Below are 24,961 nucleotides of genomic sequence, written 5' to 3'. Positions count from 1 at the left end.
TTATCGGCGCCAGTCATCCAGGGAATCTAACCCGCTATCACGCACCAAGTTATGCACAGTTTTATCCACATTATCCCCATAAGATGGGGATAACTCAGGCTATTTATCACCTAGCCTTTGAATTGCATAACCGCATGAGGTTATTTCACTAAATTAACTTTAAGTTTAACCATTTTCATAGCTTAATTTTTACAGCTCTTAGTCTATCCGCTGATTTGTATATTTACACACAATTGCCCCCATATTTAGGGGAAATCACTGACTTATCCCCCAAATATGGTAGTTATACACCAAAAGCTGTGCATAACTCGTCCGTTTTTGGGGATAAGTGGCAAAAAAAAGGAATCACTCGATTGAGTGATTCCTTTTCCATGCTAACCTTCGTCGCTAACGAATGGCATTAAGCCCATGATCCGTGAACGCTTGATAGCAATAGTTAACTTCCGTTGGTTCTTGGCACTGGTACCAGTGACCCGACGAGGTAAAATCTTGCCCCGTTCGGAGATGAACCGACGTAATAAGTCAGTGTCTTTGTAATCAATGTATTCGATGTGGTTGGCTGCGATGAAGTCAACCTTACGACGGCGACGGCCGCCACGACGTTGTCCTGCCATGGATAAGTCCCTCCTTATAGTGTTAGTTTTTTAGAACGGTAAATCATCGTCAGAAATGTCAATCGAATCGCCAGTGTTTGCAAACGGGTCGTTGGCGTTGTTGCCATTGTTCCCGTTATTGTTCTGGTTGCCGTTAGCCGGGGCGTTATTGCCCGTTGGCGCAGCGGAATTTGGATTCCCTTGTGGGGCGTTCGACGGGTTCCCACTCGTGAACGGATTGGTATTTTGCGATTGATTAGTCTGAGGAGCATTATTCGCAGGTGTGCCGTAATTATTGCCACCTTGAGCCCCACGGTTACGATTGCGGGGTTCCAAGAAGGAAAAGTTTTCGACGACCACTTCGGTCACATAGACCCGTTGGCCCTGTTGATTTTCATAGTTCCGGGTCTGAACGCGGCCTTCAATGCCGACCAAAGATCCTTTGTGCATATACTGGGCAAAATTCTCCGCGGACTTGCGCCAAATCACACAACTAATGAAATCAGCTTCCCGCTCACCTTGCTGGTTGGTGAACCGCCGATCAACGGCCAAAGTAAAAGTGGCAACAGCAGCACCGCTTTGGGTGTATCGTAATTCAACATCCCGTGTTAGTCGGCCAGTAAGTACTACTCGGTTGATCATTGCTGAATAACTCCTCTCAAGTTAAAAGTTAAGGTTAAAATTAATCTTCGCGCTTAACGATCATATGACGTAAGATATCGCCATTGATCTTGGATAAACGGTCGAATTCGTTTAAAGGCGTGTCGTTGTCAGTGTTCAACGTTACGACGTGGTAGATACCTTCGTTGTAGCCACCAAATTCGTAAGCGAAGCGACGCTTAGACCAGTCTTTAGAACTGATAATTTCTGCACCGTTGTCCGTCACGATCTTGTCAAAACGTTCTACCAAGGCAGTCTTAGTAGCGTCGTCAAGATCTGGACGAATGATGTAGGTAATTTCGTATTTCGTAGTTTCCATGAATCGTACACCTCCTTATGGACTTCAGGCTTCCACCAGATTGTGGAAGCAAGGAGAGTCACTAGCGTAAGCCAGATACTCACAAGCTAGAAGTATAGCATAAAAAACGGGGTGACGCAAATCGGGGCCGACCGATGGGGGTGAAAAACGATACACGCTTAACTCCGATGTTGAACCGGGATTTTTTCCGACTTCGCAAATCCCAGCCAAACTAATTGCACTTAAAAAAGGGACGTGGAAAGATTACCTTTCCACATCCCTTAGCTTCTCGTGATCGACCCCGTGGTCCAACCCAAGCAGCATACTGTTCAATTAAGCTTCAGAATCGTCGTCCGTCGGCGTATCTGGCGTGGACTTAGCCACCGGTGCGTCTGCTGAATCACTATCAGTCGACTTTTCCGTCGTGTCATCCGGCGTGTCGTCTTCCTTAGCGACCTTGGCCATCGTGGCCACCTTCGAGTCCTCACCTAAGCGAATCAGATGAACCCCCAATGTCGCCCGGCCGGTGACGGAAACGTCGGCGACCCCGAAGCGAATCATGACCCCTTTATCGGTAATCAACATGATATCTTCGTCGCCGTTGACCGTGGTCAGACCCGCTAACGGCCCGTTCTTTGCGGATACGTTGACGGTCTTGATACCTTTTCCGCCACGACCCTTAATCGGGTACTCGCTGGCCGGCGTCTGCTTGCCGTAACCCTTTTCGGAAATGACAAAGACGTGGTCGTCTGGTTTCAAGACACTGGCACCAATGACGTAATCGTTGTCCCGCAGGCGAATGCCCCGGACCCCGGTCGCTGACCGCCCCATGGACCGAACTGCGGATGCCGAGAAACTAACCGCGTAACCCTGGTGCGTTCCAATGATGATATTGGCCGTTTCCTGAATAATAGCCACGTTCATTAGTTCGTCGCCGTCCTTCAGGTTCAACGCCTTCAGTCCGTTACTACGGATATTGGCGAATTCAGCCACGGGCGTCCGCTTGACCGTCCCGTTGACCGTGGTGAAGAACAAGTCGTTGTCGTCATTTTGACCGGAATTGGCCACGTTGATGACAGCTTGAACGTGTTCATCAGTATTGATTCCCAAGAGGTTAATGACCGGAATGCCTTTGGCCGAGCGCCCGTATTCGGGAATCTCGTACCCCTTCATCCGGTAGACCTTCCCGGTGTTGGTAAAGAATAGCAACATGTCATGCGTAGACGTGGCGACTAAGTGTTCAATAAAGTCGTCATCGTGAACGCCCATGCCTTGAATTCCTTTACCACCCCGGTTTTGGGCCTTGAATTCAGTGGTTGGCAACCGTTTGATGTACCCGTTATGGGTCAAGGAGACCACGACGTCTTCTTCGGCAATCAGGTCTTCGTCTTCGATACTCAAGACCTCCCCGACCATCAATTCGGTCCGGCGCTTGTCACCAAACTTATTTTGAATGTCGAGTAATTCTTGGTAGATGATTTCCTGTTGGCGGTCCTTGGACGCCAAGATGGCCTTGTAATCAGTGATGGATGCCTGCAAGTTCTTGTACTCGTTTTCGACCTTTTCACGTTCCAGTCCCGTCAACCGAACCAACCGCATGTCCAAAATGGCTTGCGATTGCTTGTCCGACAAGCTGAACCGACTCATCAACTGGTTCTTGGCCAATTCCGAGGTCTGGGATTGGCGGATGATCGTGATGATTTCATCGATATGGTCCAGCGCAATCCGGAGCCCCTCCAGGATGTGGGCCCGCGCTTGGGCCTTCTTCAAATCAAAGGCCGTCCGCCGCCGGATAACCTCCAGCTGGAATTTCAGGTAGTACTGTAAGATGGCTTTTAAGCCCAACACTTTGGGCGCGCCGTCCACAATGGCCAGCATGTTGATGCCAAAGGAAGTCTGCATCAACGTCATCTTGTACAAGTTGTTCAAAATGACTTCGGCGCTGGCATCCCGGCGGACATCAATAACAATCCGCATCCCGGTCCGGTCAGACTCATCGTTGACATCGGTGATGCCTTCGATACGTTTGTCTCGTGCCAGTTCGGCGATGCGTTCAATCAGCTTAGCCTTGTTGACCATGTATGGAATCTCAGTGGCCACGATGCGTTGCTTACCGTTCTTTTCTTCTTCGATGTCGACCTTCGCCCGTAAGGTAATGGTCCCCTTACCGGTCTCGTAAGCCCGGCGAATGGCCGCCTTACCCATGACGATCCCGCCGGTTGGAAAATCGGGACCCGGTAAGGCCTCCATCAATTCCGCCAACGTGGCGTCAGGGTTGTTCATCAAAATGTGTAGCGCACTGATGACCTCGCTCAAGTTGTGGGGCGGAATGTTCGTCGCCATCCCCACGGCGATTCCGGACGCCCCGTTCACTAAGAGGTTCGGAAACCGGGATGGGAGCACGACGGGTTCGCGTTCACTGCCATCGTAGTTATCCTGATAATCGATCGTATCTTTATTGATGTCGCGCAGCATTTCCAGCGCGATTTTACTCAACCGGGCTTCGGTATACCGCATGGCTGCGGCGCCATCACCGTCGACGGACCCGAAGTTTCCGTGACCGTCAACTAACATGTAGCGGTAGGAGAAGTCTTGTGCCATCCGCACCATCGATTCGTAAACCGCCGAATCACCGTGGGGGTGATACTTCCCTAAAACGTCTCCGACCACCCGGGCCGATTTCCGGAAGGGCTTGTCGGGCGTGATGCCCAGTTCATGCATATCGTACAAAATCCGCCGGTGAACCGGTTTGAGTCCATCGCGCACGTCAGGCAAAGCCCGGGCCACGATAACGCTCATCGCGTAGTCCAGAAACGATGTCCGCATGGTTTTTGAAAGATCCACATCGGTTATTCGCGTGTGGGTAAAATCTTGATCAGCCAAATTCTTATCCTCCGTTCCTACTTCCGCGTAACGCTAAACATCGAGGTCAGCAAACGTGGCGTTATCTTCGATAAACTGCCGCCGTGGCGCCACCTTATCGCCCATCAACATACTGAAAACTTGATCAGCGTTGATGGCATCCTGTGAGTCGACCCGCAAGAGCCGCCGATTTTCGGGGTTCATGGTCGTGTCCCACAGTTGTTCCGCATCCATTTCACCTAACCCTTTGTACCGTTGAATCTGCGGCTTCGGTGACGGGGCCAATTGGCCTAAGATGGCTTTTAATTCTTCGTCCGAATCGATGTAGCGTTGGAACTTCCCTTGGCGGACCCGGTACAACGGTGGACAGGCAATGTAGACAAAGCCGGCATCGAGTAACGGCCGCATGTAACGGTAGATCAACGTCAGTAACAGCGTCCGAATATGAGCCCCATCGACATCGGCATCGGTCATAATAATCAACTTATGGTAGTTGGCTTTGGAGACGTCGAAATCGTCGCCGAAGCCGGTCCCCATGGCCGTAAACATCGAGCGGATTTCTTCGTTCGCTAAAATGCGGTCCATCGAGGCTTTTTCGACGTTCAAAATCTTCCCCCGAATCGGCAAGATGGCTTGGGTCAATCGCGACCGGCCCTGCTTGGCGGATCCACCGGCAGAGTCCCCTTCGACGATGAATAATTCGGAGATTTCCGGGTCCTTGGACGTATTGTCCGCTAATTTACCGGGCAGGTTACTGATTTCGAGTCCACTCTTCTTCCGGGTGACTTCCCGCGCTCGCTTAGCAGCGACCCGCGCCTTAGACGCCAAGGTCCCCTTGTCGACGACCTTGCGCGCTACGTCGGGGTGTTCCATCAAGAAGCGCATGAAGTGGTCCGCAAAGGTGTGGTCCACCGCGGTCCGCGCATCGGAGTTCCCCAGCTTGGTCTTGGTCTGCCCTTCGAATTGTGGGTCCGGGTGCTTGACCGAAACGACGGCTGTTAAGCCTTCACGCACGTCATCCCCGGTCAGGTTAGCATCGCTATCCTTCATCAGCTTGTTTTGCCGCGCATAGTCGTTGACGACTCGCGTCAAGGCTCGCTTGAAGCCTTCTTCATGGGTCCCACCTTCGTAGGTGTGAATGTTGTTGGTAAAGGTCAGTAAGTTGTTGTGGTAGTCCTCGGTGTATTGGAGGGCCACTTCAACGGTGATGCCGTTTTCTTCCCCTTCCACGTAAATCGGGGGTTCAAACAACGTCGTTTTGTTTTTATTCAGGTAATCGACGTAGTGGCGAATCCCACCTTCGTAGAGGAAATCCTCTTCGGTCGGGGTCTCGGGGCGTTCATCACGAATCGTGATCCGTAACCCCTTGTTCAAAAAGGCCAGTTCCCGAATCCGGGTGGTCAACGTCTGAATATCGAAGGTCGTGGTTTCTTGGAAAATATACGGGTCTGGTAAGAAGTGCACGTAGGTCCCGTGCTTTTCTTCTGGCAACCCGGTCTCCGTGACGTGCATCGGCGTCTTGACGTGGCCGCGGGTGAAGTCCATGGCGTAACGCTTGCCATCCCGAACGACTTGGACGTCCAGTTCGGTCGACAGAGCGTTCACGACGGAAGCCCCGACCCCGTGGAGTCCACCAGAAACCTTGTACCCGCCACCGCCGAATTTCCCCCCGGCGTGCAGAATCGTAAAGACGGTCTCCAAAGCGGGTTTGCCAGTCTTCTTTTGGATATCGACTGGAATCCCCCGACCATTATCGGTCACGGTAATACTGTTATCTTTTTTTACCGTGACGTGAATGGCGTTGGCAAAGCCCGCCAAGGCCTCGTCAATCCCGTTATCCACAATTTCCCAGACCAGATGGTGCAGGCCTTGGGAACTCGTGGTTCCGATGTACATCCCGGGCCGCTTCCGGACGGCTTCCAGCCCTTCTAGGACTTGAATCTGGCTGGCGTCATATTCGCGGGCGCGTTCTTCTTTGGTTTCATTTTCGTTATTAGCCACTGTCTAATCCTCCTTACAGACTACTCGGTCGACGCTGAATCGTCGGCCGCAGTATCGGCCACCACGGTACCAGCCTCAACGTGAAAGATCGTCGGGTCGGTAATCAGCTTGCGGGTCACCCCGCTCAAACTGGTGGTGGTTATAAACGTTTGCACTTTGTCTTGAATGGCCGTGAGTAAATGGGTCTGGCGGGCATCGTCCAGTTCGGACAACACATCGTCGAGTAGTAAGACGGGGTACTCACCCGTCTCGGCCTTCATCAGTTCAATTTCCGCTAGCTTGACGCTTAACGCGGTCGTCCGCTGTTGCCCTTGCGAGCCGAAGGTCTGGACGTTCTTGTCGTTGACCTGGAAGCGTAAGTCGTCGCGGTGGGGCCCCACCAAGGTCGTCCCTTGATAAAGCTCCTTGTCTCGTTGCTTGTGGTACAACGCCGTCAACGCATCACAAATGGTCTTGGAATCCGTTAACGCCGTCTCGGCCACCTGCGTCGCGTAATGAAAGGTGAGCGTTTCGTGGTGTTGCGAAATCTCAGCGTGAATCGTTTGCGCCCATTGCTCCAAGCGTTGGAGTAAGACCAACCGCTGATGAATAATATCAGCGCCGTACGCGGCCAATTGGTCGGTCAACACGTCCAAAAACAACTGGTCGTGTTGGCGGTGGTGCTGTAAATCCTTTAGGTATTGGTTGCGCTGCTTCAGTAGCGTCCGGTAACGACTCAGGTTATACAGGTACCGCGGGTTCATCTGGCCAAATTCCATGTCCATGAACCGCCGCCGAACCGTCGGCGCCCCTTTGACGATGGCCAGGTCCTCCGGCGCAAATAAAATCACGTTGAGCTGACCCACGTATTGGGACAAGCGGGCCTGTTCTAAGTGATTGATTTTCGCGCGTTTACCTTGCCGGGAAAACGTTAGCTCTAACGGCGTCGTGCCGCTGCCTTTGACCACGCGTCCCGCTACCTGGGCCGTTTTGGCCTGCCAGTTGATCAGGTCGTGGTCGTTAGCGGTCCGGTGACTGCGCGTCAACGCTAACGCATAAATCGCCTCTAAGAGGTTGGTCTTTCCCTGAGCATTGGCTCCTAAAAGGACGTTAATTCCGCGACCGAAGTGCAGATCCGCCGACGCGTAATTTCGAAAGTTTTGGAGCTGCAACTCTTGCAAATACATTATTCACCCTGCTTTGAGCGTATAAAAAATAATCCGACATCAGGGACGGCCACCGTATCACCCGGGTAGAGCTTGCGACCACGCCGATTATCCGGCTCGTCGTTGACCATTACGGTCGTTTCTCGCAAATACCACTTGGCTTGACCGCCTGTACTGATTATGGATTCTTCCTTGAGCATCTGACCTAGTGTCATGTAGGGCGTCTCAATGAAAACCGCTTTTTTCACAACTTCACCCCTTCATTATCTTTACTTATATTATACCGCTTTTTAGCGAAAAGTACAGGCGAACCATCTGATTTCAGCGCTCTGAGTCCGTTGGTCGCATTTTTGATATTTTTGCTATAAAACGGGTAAATCTGCTCAGAGGCCATTTCAACGCCGTCTACCAGAATTGGCCCATTTTTCGTTCGATTTTCAAAATAATTTCATTTGTGAAACCGTTGCGCACGCAATTACGAAAAAATCCCGTATAGTAAAACGTTATACGATTTTCCACCAATCAGCGCGTCCAAAACTAGACCGCTTGCCGGCTTACAGCAAGCGGTTAGGACTAATAATCGATGCCCCAAACTGACGAACCTAACGGAACGTGGGGTGGCTTTCGTCTTTAGTCAGACTGCTGGCACCAGCAAAACTGCCGGCGTTAGCCCATCACTTACGCCCCCAAAGACTTATCCCCAAAACGCCGTAGTTATGCCCAGATTGGGGGATAACTCGGCCTAACTTCCAAGAAATTTTATCCACCTGTGATTAAGCTGCGGCCTAACTGAGTTATCCCCACACTTGTGGACAACAAAAAACGTGCACCCCAATTGGGGTGCACGTTTTCCACAGTGTTGGACCAGTCAGGCGCTTTAGAACGTCCGCACTGGGGTGATTAACTGGATAAAGTTGCTGGTGTCCTCTGTTGGGACCAACGTAAATGGTCGCAACGGGGACGTGAAGGCCACGCGGATGGCACTTTGGCCAAAGGAACGCAATGCATCCTTCATGTAATCCGGATTGAAGGAGATTTCCAAGTCGGCGCCGTCCATATCCTTAGGCGTCAAGTTTTCTTCAACGTTCCCGACATCCGGTGAGTTACTAAAGATGGTGACCGTCTTAGAAGTCGGCTTCAGGGTCAGCTTGACCACGTTGTTGCGGGACTCATGAGACAGTAACGATGCCCGTTCGACGGCGGCCAAGAGTTCGGGCGCTTCAATTTCCACCGTGGTGGACGCCGTCTTCGGAATCAACCGCGATGTATCAGGGTAGTTACCTTCGAGTAACCGGGAGTAAAACGAGGTGTCGCCCAATAAGAAGAGCACCTGATTTTCGGAGAACTGCATCTTCACGTCCTCGTCGCCGTCACCGATCATCCGGGACAGTTCGGTCAGACTCTTACCGGGAATGATCACGTCAAAGTTGGCGTCGGTCGGTTGTGGTAATTCGATCTGCCGTTGGCTCAACCGGTGACTATCGGTCGCCACGGCTAAGAATTGGTTATCGTTCAAGACGAAGTGCACCCCAGTCAGAATCGGGCGACTTTCCTGGGTGGAGACCGCAATAACGGTCTGACTGATCAATTCTTTGAAAACAGCGCCGGATAACACCACGGAGTCCTCAGCATCGACTTCGGGCAGGTGGGGATAATTGTTCGCGTCTTGACCGTTGATGTTGAAGGCGGCGGTTCCAGAAGTGATTTCGGTCTGGAAGCCATCCTTCACGGCAACCGTCATGGTCTTTTCAGGGAGACGCTTAACGATTTCACTAAAGAAGTGCGCCGTCAAGACGATAGCCCCGGGATCATCTATGGTGAGGCCGTTATCGGGATCATCGGCCCGAATCAAGCTTTCAATCGAGATGTCGGCGTTCGACCCGGTTAGTAATAAGCCCGCGTCGCTCGCGACGATTTTCAGACCAGTAAGAATCGGAATCGTAGTTTTCGAAGAAATAGCCCGGGAGACGTTATTGAGTTCTTTGACAAACGCTGTCCGGTTAATCGTAAATTGCATACGGAATGACACTCCTTTTATCTGACTCCCTCGAGACGAGGGGTTAACTTAATTAAAAGAAAAAACAGTAGTCGTAGTGGGGCCTGTAGATAGTGTGGATAAACGTGCGGAACATGCGGTGAATTAACAAAGTGACCTGTGGAAAAGTTGTGGATAACCAGCAATGTTATCCACCTGCTATCCACAGGGCCACTTTGATTGGGTTGTTAACCACAGAATCTAGGGCTGCATAATTGGTCGTTAATGCCGCAATTCTTCCTTCAAATCGGCAATGTCTTTTTGCAGGTCGGGATCGGTTTTTAACGATGCGGTAATTTTATCATACGCGTGGATGACGGTGGTGTGATCTTTGCCGCCAAACTCGTTACCAATCCGCGGTAACGACGAATCGGTCAGTTCGCGCGAGAGGTACATGGCAATTTGGCGCGGAATCACGATTGTTTTTTTGCGTTTCTTTCCTTTAAGATCCTTCAACGAGACGTTAAAGTAGTCCGCCACCCGATTTTGAATCACGGGAATCGTGACTGTGGTTTCGGCGTGAGCTAAATTCAAGCCCTTTAATGCTTCAGCGGCCAAATCGGTCGTGATGGGTTGGCGCATCAAACGGTGGTACGCTTGGACGCGGGCAAGTGCGCCTTCGAGTTCACGGACGTTAGAATCGATTTGCCCGGCGATGTAACTGAGGGTGTCGTCAGGGATGTCGACTTGGTCGGCATCGGCTTTGTTGCGCAAGATGGCGATACGCGTTTCCAGGTCGGGTGGCGTGATATCCACCGAGAGCCCCCACGCAAAGCGCGAGACTAAACGGTCCTGGAGCTTTGGAATCTCGTTAGGCAAGCGGTCGGACGTTAAGACAATCTGCTTGCCTTCATCATACAACGTGTTGAACGTATGGAAGAATTCTTCCTGCGTTCCTTCCTTATTAGCAAAGAACTGAATATCATCGACGAGTAACAAATCAACGTTGCGGTACTCTTGACGGAACTGCTCCTGCGTCCGGGTCTGAATTGCGTTAATGAAGTCGTTGGTAAAAGCTTCACTGGTGACGTACTTGACCTTGGTCTCGGGATGATCTTCTAGCATCTTGTTCCCGATGGCGTGCATCAAGTGGGTCTTGCCCAATCCGACGCCCCCGTAAAAGAACAGCGGGTTGTACATGACCCCGGGTTCTTCGGAGACCACCAGAGCGGCGGCGTGCGCCATCTGGTTGCCCTTGCCGATTACGAACGTGTCGAACGTGTAGCGGGGGTTCAACGTCGTTTCCTTCATAAAAGTGGGCGTGGGTTCGCGATTGTCGGTCGCGTCCGGGTCAGCTTGGGCCTTTAAGGTGGCCTGTTGCTGGCGCTCACCTTCGAGAATCAACACGGGTTGAACGTCTTCGTGGGTGGCTTGATAAGCGTATTCGACGAGCTGCTGGTCCAAGTGTTGGTTGGTCCAGTAATCCCGATGCAGGGGTGACGGCAGTTCCAACGTCAGTTTATTGCCCACCAGAGAAACGGGCTTGGCGGAAGCAATCCAAGTCGCGTAGGACGTTTTCGAGTAGCTCTGTTTGAACGACTCTTGGATATCAGTCCATAAAGTTGACATATCTGGCACTAATGGGATCCCCCTCACTGAAAAAATTAATGACAGGCACCCCTAGTCGAGTAGGGGACCCTGAAAAACGTATCTTTAGTGTAGCATGCCGAAAAAAAGTTTTCCACAGGTAAATGGGACCTGTGACTAATTGTTTCACAGGCGGTTGACAACGGTTATCCACAGGATGCTGATTTCTGTGGATTTAGAAAGTTATTCCCAGTTATCCACAGACCCAAAATGTTGGGAAACATTATTACGTTGCGTGTTTCACAAGTTATCCACATTTTGAACAGGCCACAAAAATTGAGTATGCACACGTTGTGATTCGGTGGATAACTTGGTGGGTAAGTCCGGGATAACTTTTTGCCGTCCCCGAAACCATCCACAGCAATTGTGCATAAGGCGAGCTAAATTGGGGAGAAGTTTTTGGGCAAAATCGGAAGTTCTGGTTTCCATTCAGCAGGTTTTATGCTAATATAGTCAGGAAATGCATTTAGTCTGTTTGGTACCTACCAAGCAACCAATCAAAAATAAGTTATAAGGAGGTGTCACGATGAAGCGCACTTACCAACCAAAGAAGCGTCACCGTTCACGTGTACACGGTTTCCGCAAGCGGATGAGTACTAGCAACGGCCGTCACGTCTTAGCACGTCGCCGTCAAAAAGGACGTAAAGTATTGTCTGCATAGGCCGCTGAAGGTTCAGTGGTCTTTTTATTTTATCTGAGTCGGTACTGGGACTCCAATGCCCCTCGGACTGTTTGTGCCAGTCAGCCGGCTGGCAGTCAATTTCGATCATTAGATCGTTAAAGTTTTGGAGATGCACCATGCGAAAATCTTACCGCATTAAGAAAGAAGCGGAATTCCAGCAGGTCTTTGAGACCAGAAATTCGGTCGCTAATCGGCAGTTTGTGGTGTACTCAATGGCTAAGCCAGCGCAAAAGCACTTTCGGGTCGGCATTTCGGTCGGCAAGAAAATTGGAAACGCCGTTCATCGTAACTGGGTCAAACGGCGAATCCGGCAGAGCCTTCTCGAGTTGAAGCCCTTCTTGAAACAAGATGTGGACTTTCTCGTGATCGCCCGGCCCAGAGCAGACGGAATTTCGATGGCGGATGCCAAGAAGAGCATGATTCACGTGCTCAAGCTGGCGCAATTGCTAGATTCCAACTATAGTGAGGAATAACTGTGAAAAAGTACAGACGCACCCTACTAATGTTAGGTATCGTGAGTCTGGTGTTGCTTCTCTCGGCTTGTAGCAATAAGCCAATCACTAATCAAAGTACGGGGATTTGGGACGGGTTAATCGTCTTGAACTTCTCGCGGGCGATTATCTGGTTGTCTCATTTCTTCGGCCATAGCTACGGCATCGGGATTATCCTCTTTACCGTTATCATTCGGATTATCCTGTTACCGTTGATGATCTTCCAAACACGCAGTATGCGGAAGACCCAAGAGATTCAACCCCAGATCAAGGCCTTACAGAAAAAATATTCATCGAAGGATCGGGAAACGGTCCAAAAATTACAATCTGAACAGCAGAAGTTGTACGCCGAGGCGGGCATTAACCCGTTGATGGGGTGCTTACCAATGCTCGTTCAGTTACCCATTATTTGGGCGTTGTATCAAGCCATCTGGCGGACCTCAGTCTTGCGGTCCGGGGACTTCTTGTGGTTGCAACTGGGCCACAAGGACCCGTACTTTGTCTTGCCGGTGTTGGCGGCCTTAGCAACGTTGGTCAGTTCTTGGCTGACCACGAAATCGGCGCCAGAAACTAGCTCGATGAACACCATGATGATCGTCGGGATGCCGGTGGTCGTCTTCTTCACCGCCCTCAACATTGCCTCGTCCATCTCACTTTACTGGACGATTTCCTACGTGTTCCAAGTGGGGCAAACCCTCTTGATTCAAAACCCGTGGAAGATTAATGCCGAGCGGGAAAAGAAGGAAAAGGCGAAAGCCGAACATGATCGGTCGATTCGCCGGGCCATTCGGAAAGCCAAACAAAGTCGTCGTAAATAGTCAGGAACTTAAATGCATTTTAACCGCTGAGCTGTTTTGGGCTTGAGCGGTTTTTTTATGCGCGGGGCAGGATTGGTGCCCGTTAAGGTTTAACCTGGCGTTGAAGCCGGAGAATGGTATACTAGCAATTGACTGAAATGCAGAACGGAGGAAGACACGATGACGATTTTTACGGGGAAAACGGAAGCGGCCGCAATCGCGGCTGGTCTGGCGACCTTGACGGCCAAGCGCGACCAGGTAACGGTGAAGGTGGTCCGAACGGCGCGCAAGGGCTGGCTAGGCATCGGGCGGCGTGACGCCCAGGTGGACGTTCAACTGAAGGCCGCCCAACCCGCGCCGGCGGTTCAACCGGCCAAACAGCCGGTCCACTCCCAGACGCCCCCCGCCGCCACGGCTTCTCAACCCCAAAAAGCAGCGGTGCGCCCCGCAGCCACCCCGGCATCGGCCTCAACCAAGCCGGCATCGCAACCAGCTCACGATACGGCGACGCCTAAGGTGCAGCCAGCCCACGACGCAACAACGCCTACTAACCGGGAAGCCGCCATCAAGGCTCTGACGACTTACGTCACGACCATCGTTTCGTAGCTGGGTATCGAAGCGACCGTCACGGTAGAGCACCCCGCGCGGCGGCAGGTTCGAGTCGCCTTTGCGACCGACAAGGAAGGGTTGTTGATCGGTAAACACGGTCGCACCATCAATGCGTTGCAGAGTCTAGCGCAACTCTTTTTGAACCATCATGGCGCAGCTCACGTGATGGTCGAACTCGACGTCGCGGATTATCGCGAGCGCCGGGCAGCCACCTTGGCCCGTTTAGCCGATAACACCGCCCGTGAAGTGGTGGCGTCCGGCAAGCCAATTTATCTGGACCCGATGCCCTCGTTTGAACGCAAGCAGATTCACGCCGCTTTGGCCAGCAACCATTACGTGACGACTTACTCGGCGGGCAAGGAACCCCACCGCGCGGTAGTGATTGAACCGGCCTAAACGTTGGGTTTGACAAATTTGGCAAAGCACCTTATAGTGAAGATAATCATTCTTATCAAGTTTGCGATAAAGTAGTGAAAGTACTTTATCCGCGTCTGTTAGGTGGCGTGGAGTAGGTGCTTTTTTTTATGGCGTTAAATGACACGCCAGGGTAGTTGACTTGAAAAACAAAGGGAGGATCATGATGGCAACGACCACAGAATTCGATACGATTGCGGCAATTTCGACTCCGCCTGGTGAAGGCGGCATCGCCATTATTCGATTAAGCGGCGACGCGGTCTTTGACGTGATTGAGAAGTTGTTTAAGGGTAAAGACTTGCGCCAAGTAGCGAGTCACACCATCAACTACGGGCACATTATCGACCCGGAAAATGATGAAGAAGTCGATGAAGTCATGGTGTCCGTGATGCGGGCGCCCAAGACCTACACCAAAGAAGACATCATTGAAATCAACTGTCACGGTGGGATCGTGGCGACCAACCGCATCTTACAGCTGTGCTTGAGTTACGGTGCACGCTTAGCGGAACCTGGTGAGTACACCAAGCGGGCCTTTTTAAACGGTCGGATCGACCTTTCGCAGGCTGAAGCCGTGATGGACTTGATTCGCGCCAAGACTGACAAGTCGATGAAGGTGGCTTTGAACCAGTTGGACGGAGACCTGTCCCACTTGATTCGCCACCTGCGCCAAGACATCTTGGATGCCTTAGCCCAGGTCGAAGTCAACATTGATTACCCCGAATACGACGACGTAGAGACCATGACCACCAAGATGCTCTTGGAAAAGGCCACGGAAGTCCAAGCCCAGATCAAGACCTTATTGGCCACGGCCAAGCAAGGGAAAGTCTTGCGGGAAGGCCTGGCGACGGCCATCGTCGGCCGGCCTAACGTCGGCAAGAGTAGTCTGCTTAACCATCTGTTGCACGAAGATAAGGCCATCGTCACTGACGTGGCCGGAACCACCCGGGACGTTATCGAGGAATACGTGAACGTCAAGGGCGTCCCGTTGAAACTTATTGACACGGCCGGGATTCGCGACACCACCGATAAGGTCGAAAAGATTGGGGTGGAACGCTCGCGCAAGGCCATCAATACGGCGGATCTGGTCCTACTGGTCTTGGATGCCAGCGAACCGCTCTCGGCGGAAGACCAGGAGCTGTTGAAAGCCACGGCCGATACCCAACGCATCTTGATTTTGAACAAGACCGACTTACCTGCCAAGCTTGATTTGGCGGCGGTCAAAGCAGCGGCTGGCAAGAGTCCGTTGATTGAGACGTCGATCCTGAAGCGTACGGGGATGGACGAGCTGGAAAGTACCATCGCTCACCTGTTCTTCAACGAAGGCATCGAGTCATCACAAAACAACGTGATGGTCACTAACGCCCGGCACATCGGGTTGTTACACCAGGCTAGCCAGGCGTTAGACGACGTTAAGCACGGAATTGCCATGGGGATGCCAGTGGACCTGGTCCAAATCGACATGACCCACGCCTGGGACTTACTGGGTGAAATCACGGGTGACAGCTACCAAGACGAATTGTTGGACCAATTGTTCAGCCAGTTCTGCCTCGGCAAATAAAAGTATCCACCGGTGGATAACGAAATTTTTAAAAAGTTATCCCCAAGTGGACAACTGTAGTTAAAAATAGTTATTAACAGGAATGAACGTTTGGCGGCGGAGAAGTCCAAAACCAGGTATGGAGGGAAAGAGAAACCATGACGGAAGTAAAACAATACCCCGGTGAGGACTACGATGTCATCATCGTGGGTGCTGGCCATGCCGGCAGTGAAGCCGCACTAGCGGCCGCCCGGATGGGCAACAAGACGTTGTTAATGACGATCAACCTGGATATGGTCGCCTTTATGCCATGTAACCCCTCGGTCGGGGGCCCGGCCAAGGGAATCGTGGTCCGGGAAATCGACGCGTTAGGTGGCGAGATGGGGAAAAACATCGACAAGACCTATGTGCAGATGCGGATGTTGAACACTGGTAAGGGCCCGGCCGTCCGCGCTTTACGGGCGCAGGCCGATAAGCATGCCTACCACGCGGAAATGAAGCATACCTTGGAAAGAGAACCTAACTTGACCTTACGTCAGGGTATCGTCGATGATCTGATCGTGGAAGACGACGAGTGTAAAGGGGTCATCACCAACACCGGCGCGAGCTATCGGGCCAAGGCCGTGGTTATCGCAGCCGGGACCGCGGCGCGGGGGAAGATTATTATCGGTGAACTGATGTACTCGTCGGGCCCGAACAACTCGCAACCAGCGACTAAGCTAACGGCCAACCTGCCGAAGTACGGTTTTGATTTGGAACGCTTCAAGACCGGGACCCCGCCGCGGGTGGATGGCAACACCATCCACTACGATGAGACCGAGGAGCAACCCGGCGACGAACAGCCGAACCACTTCAGTTTCACCACGCCAGACAGTGCTTACTTAAAACTGAAGAACCAACTGTCTTGCTGGTTGACTTACACCAACACCAAGACTCACGAAATCATCCGCGAAAACCTCAATCGCGCGCCGATGTTTACCGGTGTGATTGAAGGGGTCGGCCCCCGGTACTGCCCATCAATCGAGGATAAGATCGTCCGGTTTGCCGACAAGCCGCGCCACCAGCTTTTCTTGGAGCCAGAAGGCCGGCACACCGATGAATGGTACGTTCAGGGGTTATCGACCTCGATGCCCGAAGAAGTGCAACAGAAGATCTTGCACTCTATTCAGGGGCTCGAGGACGCCCAAATGATGCGCCCGGGTTACGCCATCGAATATGATGTCGTGTCGCCATACCAGTTGCGACCAACGTTGGAGACTAAGGTCTTAAAGAACCTGTTTACGGCCGGTCAGACCAACGGGACGTCCGGTTACGAGGAAGCGGCGGGCCAAGGCTTGTTAGCCGGTATCAATGCCGGTTTACGGGCACAAGGCAAGCCAGGCTTCACCTTGAAGCGGTCGGACGCTTACATCGGTGTGATGGTCGACGACTTGGTGACCAAGGGCACCAACGAACCTTACCGGCTGTTGACCAGCCGGGCTGAGTACCGCTTGATTTTGCGGCACGACAACGCTGACTTGCGGTTGACGGCAAAGGGCCATGAGCTGGGGTTGATCAGTGACGACCGGTACCAAGCCTTCCTCGACAAGAAGGCCGCGATTCAGGCCGAAATTGACCGCTTGAATAAGATTCGCATCAAGCCTAACGACGCGGTCAACGCCTTTATCACCAGCCATGGGGATAAGCCGTTGCAAGACGGTGTGACGGCAGCGGTCTTCTTACGGCGCCCATACGTGGACTATGAAGCCTTATCGCAGTTCATTCCGGCACCAGAACACCCGTTGGACCGACACATCGTTGAAGAAATCGAGATTTCCTTGAAGTACGCTGGCTACATCAAGAAGGCCGAAGCCAACGTGGCTAAGTTGAAGCGGATGGAAGCCAAGACAATCCCAGATAAGATTGACTACGACGCTATCGACGGTCTGGCGACCGAAGCGCACCAGAAGTTGAAGAAGATTCAACCGGAGACGCTGGCCCAGGCCAGTCGAATCAGTGGGGTCAACCCCGCCGACATCGCTATCTTGAGCGTTTATATCGAACAGGGGAAAATCGCTAAGGTCAACTAAAGAAACGTGAATTACTGAAAGGCCCAAGCAACACGTTGTTGCTTGGGCCTTTTTGGTTGGTTTAGTCTGGATAAGGGGTGGGGAGCGAAAAACGACAACCAACGTTATGTGGGGCGCCAAAAAAGGGTGGTGCCTGCTTGAATCTTATTATTAATAACAAAATTATGATAGCAGAGTGACAGATATACAAAAACTTTACAATAAAGAGACCGAAATCATAATTTAGCCTGCTAAACTAAGCCGTACAGTGAACGTTGAGGACACCCGATTACGCTGGTGTGTGGCCTAACGTTACATAGCTCAGGCGGTGACGGTTAACGGGGATAACCTCCCGCTCGCGGCGTGACAGTTGATGGTCATTTAAAACGTTAGGCAGGCCAGCGAAGCCACGGGGCTTGATTGGTCGCTGGTGACCCGTTCACTGTAGGTAGTCATAAATGAGGAGGAGTAGCACTAAAGATGGACCTAATCTGATTTGAACAACGTTAGGTTCAGGCTTATTCGGTTAAGTGTGACGGATAATCTTTGGTAGATGCTCTAGGTGGGCTGATGAGTTGTGGTGGACCGTGAGCGTCCCCTCAGCCACGGTCAGCCCACCGTTACTGACACCCCGCTGTGAGCAGGGTGTCAGGTCATCCCAAAAGAAAAGCGGCACCCGGTGAGGGGGTGTCGCTTTTTGTGTAGTGTTTAGTCGGTGGACGTTTTGGCCCGATACAAGTGACTGGCTACTTGACCGATAATGAGGCCTAAGATAGCCGGGACCACCCAGCCAAAACCATTGGCAGCTAAGGGCAGGTAGTCGTTGGCCGTGAGGATGGCTTGGCACCACCCAGTTGCTTGCCAACTGGCGGGTAAGGAACCGGCGGCAGACCCAATCGCGGGGAGCAGTGTGAATAGGATCGTCACGTTATAAAGAATCCGGGAACTCCCGAATAGTGGCGTGAGGACCGCTAAGATGATCAACGCGATCGCCAATGGATACAAGAACATCAAGACCGGTGTCGAATAGGCAATCAAGCGGGTCAAGCCGACGTTAGCGAACAGGCAGGGCAGGATAGCCGCAAAGGCGGTCACCGCGTTATAGGGAAGCTTGGGGAACAGGTCGTGCATGGTATCCCCAAACGCCGAAATCAAACCGATCGCCGTTTTGAGGCAAGCGATGATGACCAGTAAGGCCAATAAGCCGTTTCCCCACGATCCAAAGTAGTAGTGGGCAATCTGAGCGAGCGTCACGCCGCCGTTGGCCGCGGCGGCGAAATGTCCCAGACTCATGGTCCCCATCAATGCCAGCAAAGTGTAGATGACGCCCATCAAAAGCATGCTGATGGTCCCCGCCTTGATGGTGTCTTGGGCGATTTGCCGCGGGTCGGTGACCCCTAGCGAGCGAATGGTGTCGATGACCACGATGCCAAAGGCTAACGCCGCTAAGGCATCCATGGTGTTGTAACCTTCGGTGAAACCGCTGAGCACCGGACTAGTGGCGTAAGCCCCTCGCGTGGGGCCGCTTAACGGCCCCATGGGGTGCAGCAACGCCGCGCCGATGATGATGGCAAGTAAAATTAAAAAGAGGGGAGTCAGCCATTTGCCGATGTAAGTCATCAGTTTCCCGGGATGCCGGGCCAGCAACCAGGCGACCAAGAAGAAGGCCACCGAGAAAAGGGCCAAGCCCCAGGTCTGACTGCCAGAGTTGAGGAAGGGGACGGCCCCGATTTGAAACGAGGTGGTGGCTAACCGGGGGATGGCGAAGAAGGGACCCAACGTGAGGTACAACACGATGGTGAAGCCATAGGCGAACGGCCGGTTGACCTTGCTGGCCAAGGCAAAGACGCCTTCGCTTCGTGACAACCCCATCCCGGTGACCCCCAACAGTGGGAGCCCAATCCCGGTCAGCAACAAGCCCAGGATAGCCGCCCAAATGTGACTCCCAGCTTGTTGCCCCAGGTAAATGGGGAAAATCAGGTTGCCGGCACCGAAGAACAAGCCAAAGAGCATGGTGCCGATGAACCCAGTTTCCCGCCAGGTGAGACGAGTTTTCAAAATAATCGCAACTTTCTATGATTTGACATGTAAAACCCCTACTATCTTAGCAAAATAATTGAAAAACGCTAGCCCCAAATGGGACTAGCGTCGAATTTTTTTTAACATTAAGCTAGTTATCGGCCACGGTGAAGCGAACTTGATGGTGCTTGGGCGTTTCGAGTTCGGCAATGATGGCTTCGGCCATGGTCCCGGCTGAGGTCTCTGATTTGCCTTGGTCATTTTTCAGTAACTCGTCGGTCCCGTACAGTGCGGATTGCGCGTCTCCGGCATGGAAGTCAGCGGCCGGGGAAACGCCGACCCAGTTGACGTTAGTCACGGTCCGCAGGAAGGTCAACTCGGCAAGCTGGTTCTGAGGCACGGCGACAAAGGCGGCCGCATTGGGGTCCTGCTCGATGTCGTGGACGAAAAGGTGGTGGTCCGCACCGGTCAAGAGACTCCCGGCGCCCAGGATGAAGACCAGCCGAGGACTAGTGGTCTCCCGCAATTGGGCGACTAAGTGGGCGGCGAGATCCACGTGCAAGTAGGCTTGTGCGGGCGCGGTCGCAAAGGCGTCAATCACCGCGTCACTGTGGCTGAGGTCGGCTTTCGTCAGGCCAAAGGCGTCCTGCGCGCGGGTGGTCAGATGTTCGTCTTGAGGCAGTTGCGCCAACTTTTCGGCGGACCGGGCGATAGCGGTGACCGAGTGGCCATGCTGCAATGCGGCGGTAACCAGGGCGGAACCGGCCATTCCGGTGGCTCCAATAATGGTAATGTTCATCAAAAACTCCTCCTTTTGACGTCACGATAAGTATAGTGACTTTCCCAACGAAAACCAAGGGATTAGCGGGGATGTTTCACGTGGAACATTAAGGCTGAAACGGAGAATCCAGGTTGACGTGATTGATTAGTGCCTGTTCCGATGCACGTTGGGCTTGCCGTTCCTGGTAACGTTGCAGGTAGCCGGCGCAGACGTAGCGTTGTTCTTTAGTCACGGGTCTGACCGTGGGTAAGCTGGCAGCTTGTGGGGTGGACAGGACATAGGTAAGAAAACAGGTGAAACCCAAGAAGCGTTTACCAGTCATCAGGTCTTCCCCGATGAGCTTGGCAAAGACTTCCAGTGACCGGTGACCGGTCCCACTGACGTAGGCTTCCATGGAGATAATATTGTCGAGTTGGAAGGGAACCAAAAAGTTGATGTGGTCCAAAGATGCCGTGACGACTTTGGCGTGGGTCAAGCGGACGGCAGCCACGGAGGCACTGTCATCCACTAAGGACAGGAGTTTTCCCCCGAAAACGGTTTGGTGTTCATTCAGGTCGGGTGGAAAAATACGATGGGTGGCGACGGCCAGGGTTTGGTTACAAGAAATGGGTTGGATAGACAAATTAATCACCTCGTAAAGTATCAGATACGCATTCATTCTACCAGAGTTGTCCGGGTGGGGACCTTAAGTTACAGGATTATTAATTTTTCACAATAACTCAACAACTTTAAGGACGGTTAGGAAATGGCTTTGCTATACTGAGGGCAGTTAGAATTGAGGGGTGATTAGGGTGAACTATCATGGTGAACCGTTAGATTTAATGCCAACGTTAAACTTGACTCAGATTCGGCCGTTACTGGAGTGTACTTTGAGCTTAACGCAGCCAATCGATATTGAGCGCTTACGGCAGGCCGTACAAGCCACCCAAAGTGTGGTGCCCCAGATTACGGGTCGGTATAACATCACTTGGAATCGATTCGAAGTCCCCAACCACGCGGCGCGGCAACCGGTTATTGAGGAGTATCCGGCCAGTCACGATCCAGAGCGCGCCCGCTTAGATGTGCTCGCGGGGCCGCAACTGAAGATCCAGGTGATTCATCACCAGGGCTACGACCGGGTGCGCCTCTCCATGAGTCGGTTGTTGACTGACGAAGAGGGGTTCAAACACTACTTATACCTGTTGTCGGCGGCTTATGCCGGGGATGACCTGACTCATTTCGTCAACGAACGGAGCGGCCGGCGTATCGTGAGTTATTTGCGGCATCCCCACCGGCCCCTCCCCGAACTCAAAGCGACGGCGAGTGCCGGCGAGACCTTTCCGGCAATGCACGGTGACGTGCATCACCACCATGGGGAAACCGTGATTTCGCGCTTAGAGACGCGACGGTTACAACGGAAGGCTCGCGCACAAGGCGTGACGCAAAACGCGGTACTCCTAGCTGCGTATGCGTTAGCGCTGTTCACCCTGACTGGGAACCACAACCTGGTGATTCCCTACCAAGTGGATCTGCGGTTACACGGCCCGGTTGCGGCCGTCAACGTGGTCCAGGTTGCTAATCTGACCAGTGAGATGCCGTTGCCGATTCGGGTCAACGATTACGATACCTTAGCAACGGTGGCACAGCGGGTCCAAGATACGCTCTCGGACTACCACGCCCACTTGGCTTATTTAACGCCATTGGTGGAAATCAACCGGATGAGCCAGGCATTGCCCCCGCAAATCGTCCGGCGTCTCGCCGGGAAGTACCAACCGACTGCCCGCATCTCCTTTGCGAACTTCGGCCGTATCGATCAGACTCGTTTGCAATTTGCGGGGAGTCGGGTCGCCCAGGTCTACTTCGCGGGAGCTTACCAAGCCATGCCGTACTTTCAGTTGACCGTTAGCGGGTACCAGGACGCCTGGACGTTAGCCTTTCGGATGCTGGGTTCGGAACCGGACTATCAATTAGGGATTAAAATTTTAAAAAACGTGGAGACTCAGCTGACACAGTGGGGCGCTTAGATTAAACTGGTCACGATTTGGTGGCCAGTTTTTTGTTGTCATCATTTTATGGCGCAACTGAGAACCCAAGCTGAACCGGCCTCACTGGGTGTTTTCATTTTGCTTCCAAAAGGCTACACTACTTAATGTAGGAGGGATTGGAAGTGAAAGAACCAGCAACGTTATCGCGAAAAAAGATTTTGTTAATGGCGGTCGTGACCGGGGTGATCGTGGCCAATCTGAATTTTATTCAACCCATCGAAAACTTGATTGCCACGGACTTCGGCCTGGCCAAGTCGGTGGTCGGGGCGCTCGCTATGGTGACCCAACTTGGGTACGCCTTCGGACTTTTGTTGATCGTCCCGTTGGGGGACATCTTTGACCGCTATCATTTGATTCAATTTATGATTGGGTTATCCATTGTTTCCTTATTATTGGCCTATTGGGCCCCCAACGCGGGCGTCTTTGCGGTGGTGACCACGTTAGTCGGCATTACCTCGGTGGCGCCACAAATCATCATTCCCTACGCCGGTTATTTAGCCCCGGCGCTGCAACGGGGCAAGGTCTTGGGCATCGTCTTGAGTGGACTCTTGACGGGAATCTTGTTGTCGCGGTCGTTTAGTGGCCTGCTGGGTAGTTGGTTACCCTGGCAAGACATCTATCTGATTGCGGCGGTCATTGACCTGGTCTTTTTGGTCATCGTTCACTACGCGTTGCCCCACGATGAACGCGGGCACCAGGACTTGCAATACTGGCCGGTCATTCGGACGTTACCGAAGTTGTTCGCTCGACAACGGGCCTTACGGGGGTCGGCTATCAACGGCTTTTGCCTCTTTGGGATGTCCAACGTCCTGTGGTCGACGTTGGCTTTTTATCTGGCGGCCAAATACCACCTGGGTAGTAACGTAGCCGGCTTATTGGGGCTATTAGGTATCGCTGGGGTCTTAGCGGCGCCAATGATTGGGACTATGGTCGACCAGCGTTCCCCGAAACTGACGATTGGGTTGAGTATGATCTTTTCGGGCGTGGCCTTCGTCATCTTTTGGCTGTTAGGGACCTGGATGATTGGCCTCATCGTCGGCATCGTCTTGCTCGACTTGGGGACCCAGTTCAGCCAGGTGTCTAACCAGGCCATCGTGCAGTCCTTGAACCGCAAGGAAAGTAGCCGGAACAATTCCGTCTTCATGTTCAGCTACTTCCTAGGCGGTTCGATTGGGACCTTGAGTGCGACTTGGGCCTGGAGCCACGCCGGTTGGCTGGGGGTCTGCGGCGTCGCGCTGGTCTTCTTGATCATCGCGGTCCTGGGGCACCTGGTCATCGGCGAACCGGAACGGTTGAACACCGAAGAAGTGACCGATTAAGCTTAGTGTGACGGGCCTGGTGAAACTGCCAGGCCCGTTTTGTTGTCCGCTAATGGGGGAATGTGACACACTCAGCCATGTTTCACATGAAACATTGTGGCCCTTTGTGGTATGCTAACTCTATTATTGGATTTTTAGGGAGGCAACGGCAGATGACGATTAAATTAGTCGCGTTTGATATGGACGGGACGTTTTTGAACGACGAAAACACCTACAACCATCAACGCTTCGCGGAGTTATTACCTAAGTTACGGGCGAGAAAGATTCATGTCGTGGCCGCCAGTGGCTCACAGTACCAACGGTTACAAACTCAGTTTCAGGAATTCCAGGACCACATGGATTTCGTGTCCCAAAATGGGGCGGTCGTGCATAGCAACGGCCAACCGCTGAAGGTGACGGCCATGCCCGCCGATGCGGTGGCCGCTACGTTGGACGTCATTCAACAAAAGTTCACGGCCGATGAGATTGCGGAACACATCGTGGTCGGGTTCAAATCGGCCTACGTGGACCAGCGTATCTCCCAAGGGGCGTACGATTTGACCCACCGGTATTACGGCCATCTGCAACGGGTGGCGGACCTGCCAACGGTCACCCCGACGCGGTTGAACGACCAAATCACCAGCATCGGCATCACCTTCCAGCCCCACGTGGACTTTACGCACGTGATGACGACGTTGCGCCATTCTTTGCCCGCCGAACTAGCGAGTCAGACCTCGGGGTACAACACCGAACTGATTAGCGAAAGTTCAGTTAACAAAGCGGCGGGATTGCGGCAACTACAGGACAAGTACCAGATTGCCGACGATGAAATCATGACCTTCGGCGACAATGAAAACGACCTGAGTATGTTGCAATTGACCCCTTACGGTTACGCGGTCGAAAACGCCACACCGACCGTCAAGGCTCAAGTTGGCCACTTTACCCAAACCAATAATGACGAGGGTGTCTTAAACGTTCTCTCGACGTTAGTTTAGGGAATTAGACCAGTCAGACGGTCCCATTTTCATAGGTAAACTTTACGTGAAAGCCGGCGAAAGCGGGCTTTTTTTGTTGGCGGCA

Annotated in this window: 20 protein-coding genes and 1 pseudogene; 9 read left to right on the top strand and 12 right to left on the bottom strand. The window is 52.6% G+C overall.

Annotated elements, in window-relative coordinates; all coding sequences use genetic code 11:
* Positions 1-374 precede the first annotated feature (374 nt).
* The 9 genes from rpsR to dnaA all read right to left on the bottom strand — a co-directional run bounded on the left by rpsR (position 375) and on the right by dnaA (position 11,172).
* Positions 375-614, bottom strand: coding sequence for a 30S ribosomal protein S18 (gene rpsR, locus DXH47_RS05195; RefSeq protein ID WP_129032222.1), 240 nt, complete (start codon positions 612-614; stop codon positions 375-377).
* 30 nt (positions 615-644) lie between these two features.
* Positions 645-1,235 (bottom strand): single-stranded DNA-binding protein, encoded by a 591-nt coding sequence (gene ssb, locus DXH47_RS05190; RefSeq protein WP_129032220.1) that lies wholly within the window; start codon positions 1,233-1,235, stop codon positions 645-647.
* Between the two features lie 40 nt (positions 1,236-1,275).
* The gene (rpsF, locus tag DXH47_RS05185; RefSeq protein WP_129032218.1) at positions 1,276-1,572 is read right to left on the bottom strand and encodes a 30S ribosomal protein S6; all 297 of its coding nucleotides are present in this window, start codon (positions 1,570-1,572) and stop codon (positions 1,276-1,278) included.
* A 312-nt stretch (positions 1,573-1,884) separates the two neighbouring features.
* Complete coding sequence (gene gyrA / locus DXH47_RS05180) at positions 1,885-4,377, bottom strand: DNA gyrase subunit A (protein WP_404820009.1); 2,493 nt, start codon at positions 4,375-4,377, stop codon at positions 1,885-1,887.
* Between the two features lie 90 nt (positions 4,378-4,467).
* Positions 4,468-6,414: a DNA topoisomerase (ATP-hydrolyzing) subunit B gene (gyrB, locus tag DXH47_RS05175; RefSeq protein ID WP_129032214.1), complete on the bottom strand. Its 1,947-nt coding sequence runs from the start codon at positions 6,412-6,414 to the stop codon at positions 4,468-4,470.
* A gap of 20 nt (positions 6,415-6,434) precedes the next feature.
* The gene (gene recF, locus DXH47_RS05170; RefSeq protein WP_129032212.1) at positions 6,435-7,580 is read right to left on the bottom strand and encodes a DNA replication/repair protein RecF; all 1,146 of its coding nucleotides are present in this window, start codon (positions 7,578-7,580) and stop codon (positions 6,435-6,437) included.
* Positions 7,580-7,807, bottom strand: coding sequence for a S4 domain-containing protein YaaA (yaaA, locus tag DXH47_RS05165; RefSeq protein WP_129032210.1), 228 nt, complete (start codon positions 7,805-7,807; stop codon positions 7,580-7,582). The genes recF and yaaA overlap by 1 nt, the downstream gene beginning before the upstream one ends.
* A gap of 629 nt (positions 7,808-8,436) precedes the next feature.
* Positions 8,437-9,576: a DNA polymerase III subunit beta gene (gene dnaN, locus DXH47_RS05160; RefSeq protein WP_129032208.1), complete on the bottom strand. Its 1,140-nt coding sequence runs from the start codon at positions 9,574-9,576 to the stop codon at positions 8,437-8,439.
* A gap of 240 nt (positions 9,577-9,816) precedes the next feature.
* The gene (gene dnaA / locus DXH47_RS05155; protein WP_129032206.1) at positions 9,817-11,172 is read right to left on the bottom strand and encodes a chromosomal replication initiator protein DnaA; all 1,356 of its coding nucleotides are present in this window, start codon (positions 11,170-11,172) and stop codon (positions 9,817-9,819) included.
* Positions 11,173-11,707: 535 nt separating this feature from the next.
* On the opposite strand from dnaA, the gene rpmH reads away from it, so the two are divergent.
* The 6 genes and pseudogenes from rpmH (at position 11,708) to mnmG (ending at position 17,780) form a co-directional block, all read left to right on the top strand.
* Positions 11,708-11,842, top strand: coding sequence for a 50S ribosomal protein L34 (rpmH, locus tag DXH47_RS05150; protein WP_083484058.1), 135 nt, complete (start codon positions 11,708-11,710; stop codon positions 11,840-11,842).
* A gap of 137 nt (positions 11,843-11,979) precedes the next feature.
* On the top strand, positions 11,980-12,336 hold the full coding sequence (rnpA, locus tag DXH47_RS05145; RefSeq protein WP_129032204.1) for a ribonuclease P protein component: 357 nt from the start codon (positions 11,980-11,982) through the stop codon (positions 12,334-12,336).
* 2 nt (positions 12,337-12,338) lie between these two features.
* Positions 12,339-13,172, top strand: coding sequence for a YidC/Oxa1 family membrane protein insertase (locus DXH47_RS05140; protein ID WP_170954956.1), 834 nt, complete (start codon positions 12,339-12,341; stop codon positions 13,170-13,172).
* 159 nt (positions 13,173-13,331) lie between these two features.
* Positions 13,332-14,156, top strand: a pseudogene (jag, locus tag DXH47_RS12135) (RNA-binding cell elongation regulator Jag/EloR).
* 181 nt (positions 14,157-14,337) lie between these two features.
* The gene (gene mnmE, locus DXH47_RS05130; protein WP_170954955.1) at positions 14,338-15,732 is read left to right on the top strand and encodes a tRNA uridine-5-carboxymethylaminomethyl(34) synthesis GTPase MnmE; all 1,395 of its coding nucleotides are present in this window, start codon (positions 14,338-14,340) and stop codon (positions 15,730-15,732) included.
* Positions 15,733-15,869: 137 nt separating this feature from the next.
* A complete protein-coding gene (gene mnmG, locus DXH47_RS05125) occupies positions 15,870-17,780 on the top strand; it encodes a tRNA uridine-5-carboxymethylaminomethyl(34) synthesis enzyme MnmG (RefSeq protein WP_129032200.1) in 1,911 nt (636 codons plus the stop codon).
* Between the two features lie 687 nt (positions 17,781-18,467).
* On the opposite strand, the gene brnQ is transcribed toward mnmG, so the two are convergent.
* The 3 genes from brnQ to DXH47_RS05110 form a co-directional block, all read right to left on the bottom strand.
* Complete coding sequence (brnQ, locus tag DXH47_RS05120; RefSeq protein WP_225423503.1) at positions 18,468-19,817, bottom strand: branched-chain amino acid transport system II carrier protein; 1,350 nt, start codon at positions 19,815-19,817, stop codon at positions 18,468-18,470.
* Between the two features lie 112 nt (positions 19,818-19,929).
* Positions 19,930-20,577, bottom strand: coding sequence for an NAD(P)-dependent oxidoreductase (locus tag DXH47_RS05115; protein ID WP_129032198.1), 648 nt, complete (start codon positions 20,575-20,577; stop codon positions 19,930-19,932).
* Between the two features lie 88 nt (positions 20,578-20,665).
* On the bottom strand, positions 20,666-21,190 hold the full coding sequence (locus DXH47_RS05110) for an acyl-CoA thioesterase (RefSeq protein WP_318531344.1): 525 nt from the start codon (positions 21,188-21,190) through the stop codon (positions 20,666-20,668).
* A gap of 160 nt (positions 21,191-21,350) precedes the next feature.
* On the opposite strand from DXH47_RS05110, the gene DXH47_RS05105 reads away from it, so the two are divergent.
* The 3 genes from DXH47_RS05105 (at position 21,351) to DXH47_RS05095 (ending at position 24,876) form a co-directional block, all read left to right on the top strand.
* Complete coding sequence (locus tag DXH47_RS05105) at positions 21,351-22,562, top strand: condensation domain-containing protein (RefSeq protein ID WP_129032196.1); 1,212 nt, start codon at positions 21,351-21,353, stop codon at positions 22,560-22,562.
* A 185-nt stretch (positions 22,563-22,747) separates the two neighbouring features.
* Complete coding sequence (locus tag DXH47_RS05100) at positions 22,748-23,902, top strand: MFS transporter (protein WP_129032374.1); 1,155 nt, start codon at positions 22,748-22,750, stop codon at positions 23,900-23,902.
* A gap of 152 nt (positions 23,903-24,054) precedes the next feature.
* Positions 24,055-24,876, top strand: coding sequence for a Cof-type HAD-IIB family hydrolase (locus DXH47_RS05095; RefSeq protein ID WP_170954953.1), 822 nt, complete (start codon positions 24,055-24,057; stop codon positions 24,874-24,876).
* Positions 24,877-24,961 lie beyond the last annotated feature (85 nt).

Origin of the sequence: Levilactobacillus suantsaii (assembly GCF_004115745.1) — a bacterium.
In the GTDB taxonomy this organism is placed as follows: Bacteria; Bacillota; Bacilli; order Lactobacillales; family Lactobacillaceae; genus Levilactobacillus; species Levilactobacillus suantsaii.
The sequence above is the reverse complement of the archived record's forward strand: the minus strand, read 5'-3'. Positions and strand labels throughout refer to the sequence as shown.

Coding starts and splice junctions, on each gene's coding strand:
- ssb (WP_129032220.1), bottom strand. CDS start 1,235: ATGATCAACCGAGTAGTACTTACTGGCCGACTAACACGGGATGTTGAA.
- mnmE (WP_170954955.1), top strand. CDS start 14,338: ATGATGGCAACGACCACAGAATTCGATACGATTGCGGCAATTTCGACT.
- DXH47_RS05115 (WP_129032198.1), bottom strand. CDS start 20,577: ATGAACATTACCATTATTGGAGCCACCGGAATGGCCGGTTCCGCCCTG.
- mnmG (WP_129032200.1), top strand. CDS start 15,870: ATGACGGAAGTAAAACAATACCCCGGTGAGGACTACGATGTCATCATC.
- recF (WP_129032212.1), bottom strand. CDS start 7,580: ATGTATTTGCAAGAGTTGCAGCTCCAAAACTTTCGAAATTACGCGTCG.
- DXH47_RS05095 (WP_170954953.1), top strand. CDS start 24,055: ATGACGATTAAATTAGTCGCGTTTGATATGGACGGGACGTTTTTGAAC.
- rnpA (WP_129032204.1), top strand. CDS start 11,980: ATGCGAAAATCTTACCGCATTAAGAAAGAAGCGGAATTCCAGCAGGTC.
- rpmH (WP_083484058.1), top strand. CDS start 11,708: ATGAAGCGCACTTACCAACCAAAGAAGCGTCACCGTTCACGTGTACAC.
- rpsR (WP_129032222.1), bottom strand. CDS start 614: ATGGCAGGACAACGTCGTGGCGGCCGTCGCCGTCGTAAGGTTGACTTC.
- gyrA (WP_404820009.1), bottom strand. CDS start 4,377: ATGCGGACATCGTTTCTGGACTACGCGATGAGCGTTATCGTGGCCCGG.
- dnaN (WP_129032208.1), bottom strand. CDS start 9,576: ATGCAATTTACGATTAACCGGACAGCGTTTGTCAAAGAACTCAATAAC.
- rpsF (WP_129032218.1), bottom strand. CDS start 1,572: ATGGAAACTACGAAATACGAAATTACCTACATCATTCGTCCAGATCTT.
- DXH47_RS05100 (WP_129032374.1), top strand. CDS start 22,748: ATGGCGGTCGTGACCGGGGTGATCGTGGCCAATCTGAATTTTATTCAA.